The sequence below is a fragment of the uncultured Mycobacterium sp. genome, assembly GCF_964249325.1.
Classification (GTDB): domain Bacteria; phylum Actinomycetota; class Actinomycetes; order Mycobacteriales; family Mycobacteriaceae; genus Mycobacterium.
On the sequence record NZ_CAXUCH010000270.1, the window covers coordinates 2,501 to 5,368 of the forward strand.

Consider the following 2,868-nt stretch of genomic DNA (forward strand, 5'->3'; position numbering starts at 1 on the left):
ACTTCGTCCCAGGAAAGAGAGTCCACCAATGAGAACCTGGTTCATCACCGGCATAAGCACCGGTTTTGGTCGCGTGATGGCGGAAAGACTGCTCTCGGCCGGCGATCGCGTCGCCGGCACACTCCGCAACCTCGCGGCAGCTGATGACTTGAAGGCGCAGTTCGGCGATCGGTTGTGGCTGGCCGACCTCGACCTCACGCACACCGACGCAATCAGGCTGACCGTCGATGCCGCCTGGGCCGCGATGGACCGCATCGACGTGCTGGTCAGCAACGCCGGATACGGGCTGCTTGGCGCCGCCGAGGAGGTGACCGACGCGCAGATCAGGCACCAGATCGATACCAATCTGCTCGGATCGATCCAGCTCATCCGGGCGGCCCTTTCACACATGCGCGCGCAAGGCGGCGGCCGCATCCTCCAGGTCTCAAGCCTAGGAGGGCAGGTGGCGATTCCCGGCAGCTCCCTCTACCACGCGACGAAGTGGGGCATCGAAGGCTTCATGGAGACGGTCGCCCAGGAGGTGGCGGTATTCGGGATCGGCTGCACGATCGTCGAGCCCGGCGCCGCGCGTACCGGCTTCCGCAACCGAAGCGCGATCGTCGGGCCACGCCTTCCCGCCTATGACATCTCGCCGTCCCGCAGGATCAACCACATCGTCGACGACACGTCGATCCTCTCCCCAGGCGACCCGGCCAAGATGGTCGACGCCATGATCGCCAGTGTGGAGCAAGACCCCGCCCCGCTGCGTCTCGCCTTGGGCAGCGACAGCTATTCCCAAATCACGAGGGCGTTGACCGCCCGCCTGGCCCAGCTCGATGCGCAACGGGAAATGGCCTGTTCGACCGACTGTCCAGACCAGGGCAACGGCCTGCGCTGGTTCCAATCCGACGAAGGCTAAGCGCGGGCGAGGGCACCGGCACACCGTTCGCTGTCGGCGGGTGAGAGCCGGGGCACACCGACCCGGGCACCAAACACGGTGACGACGTCGGAATATTCGTTGTTGTACAACCCAACCGGGAACAACGTACGACCAGCTGACTAAGCATGGGCCAACGCCAAACGAGGCAGGAAATGAGGCACGCCGAACTGGGCTGATGCTGTCCACAGTGATACCGAAGCCCGCAAAGTCAGGCACCTGGCAGCAGCAGGAGCTTCCCGCGGGCGTGGCCAGTGAGGCTGGTCTCCAGGGCGGTGCGCCACTGTTCGAGGGGAAACGTTTGGGCGATCGGCACGGTGAATTTGCCGTCGGCAGCCAGTTGCGCGAATTCCGGGAATTGGGCGTAGCGCGCATTGCCCGGCACCGGCACCTCGTGGAAGGTGTCACGCACGCCGAGCTCCTGTGCGGCTTCGAAGTCGGAAATGGTCAGAACGCGCTGTGGATCACCGCCGGCGATCTCTACCAGATCGGGCAGCGCGCCTCCCACGGGCGCGGTGTCGAGCACGAAGTCGACCGGAGGGCCGCCGATGGCCTGAACCCGCTGCACCAGGCCCTCGCCGTAGGCGGTCACAGTGGCCCCGAGGTCACGCAGAGGTTGGGCGTAGGTGTCTCCTGCGGTTGCGATGACTCGCGCTCCGCGGATCAGCGCAATCTGCACGGCGGCAAAGCCGATAGTGCTGCCGGCACCGTTGATGAGGATGGTCTGGCCCGGCTCGAACTGCAGCTGCATGAGGTGCAGATAGGCGGTGTCGAGGGCCATCGGCAGGGCCGCCGCCTGTGTGAGGTCGAGGCCATCAGGAACGGCGAACCAGTTGTCCATGATCGCGCGCTCGGATGCACCGGCACTTGAGTAGCCGGCCCAGTCTGCGGTACCGAACACCGGATCGCCGACGTTGACGTCGTCGCCCCCGCCACCCAGTGCATCGACGATGCCCGACACATCGCAACCGATGCCGCGCGGCAGCTCCCGGGCGAACAAGCCTCGGCACAGCGCCCAGTCCGCCGGGGCCAACCCACATGCGTGCACGACAACCCGGACCCGACCGGGACCCGGTTCCGGTACCGCTACGGTCTCCAACTGCAGCACATCGCCCGGTTCGCCGTACCGATGGAAGCGCACGGTACGCATGGTTTCGGTCACATTACCGAGTCCGGTCATCGGTGTCTCCTTCGCCTTGTTCGATTCCGGTGACGCTCTATCAGGCCACTCGCTGGTGACTCGGCCGATCGCGATCGGTTCAGCGTCGCCGGTGAGCCCTCTGTGCACGCCTGTCTTCGTTGGAGAGAATCGAGACTAAGTGGATCGCGATCCGCTAATCAAGACCACCATAGCGTAAATGGAGCATGATCCGGTTGAAAGATCTCGATGCGCGCAACCGGCGTGCCGACGCGACTCGCAACCGCGACATGCTACTGGCCGCCGCCGCGCAAACCTTCGCCACCTCTGAAGCCGAGCCGTCGATGCGCGCCATTGCCCGCGCGGCCGGCGTCGGCATCGCCACCTTGTACCGACACTTCCCGACCCGCGAATCGCTTGTCGACGCCGTGCATCGAGACCAGGTGCAGCGTCTGACCACCGGCGCCCGCGACCTACTCGATGCGCACCCGCCCGCGCAGGCCTTGCGCCTCTGGATGGATCTGTTCGCCGACTGGATCGCCACAAAACGCGGGATGGTTGAAACCCTGTCGGTCATGATCGACTCCGGCGAGATCACACTCGCTCATACCCGCACCGAACTCCTCGAGGCCATCGCCACCATTCTCGACGCCGGACGCGCCGCACGCGACATCCGCACCGACACCAACGCCGAGGACATCGCCGCCGGCCTCATCGGAATATTCAGCGTCGCAGGCAAACCCGAACATCGAGCCCAGGCCAACCGGCTCATGGATCTGCTCATGGACGGTCTTCGACCTCGGGACTAAAACAG

Annotated in this window: 3 protein-coding genes; 2 read left to right on the forward strand and 1 reads right to left on the reverse strand. The window is 65.2% G+C overall.

The window, feature by feature from the left end:
* A partial coding sequence (locus ACFE99_RS22240) for an SDR family oxidoreductase (RefSeq protein WP_375488632.1) occupies positions 1–898 on the forward strand: 898 nt, incomplete at its 5' end.
* Between the two features lie 229 nt (positions 899–1,127).
* Here the strand turns inward: ACFE99_RS22240 and ACFE99_RS22245 are convergent.
* Positions 1,128–2,096, reverse strand: coding sequence for an NADP-dependent oxidoreductase (locus tag ACFE99_RS22245; protein WP_375488634.1), 969 nt, complete (start codon positions 2,094–2,096; stop codon positions 1,128–1,130).
* 185 nt (positions 2,097–2,281) lie between these two features.
* Between ACFE99_RS22245 and ACFE99_RS22250 the strand changes: the two genes are divergently transcribed.
* Complete coding sequence (locus ACFE99_RS22250) at positions 2,282–2,863, forward strand: TetR/AcrR family transcriptional regulator (RefSeq protein ID WP_375488636.1); 582 nt, start codon at positions 2,282–2,284, stop codon at positions 2,861–2,863.
* The last annotated feature ends 5 nt before the right edge of the window (positions 2,864–2,868 follow it).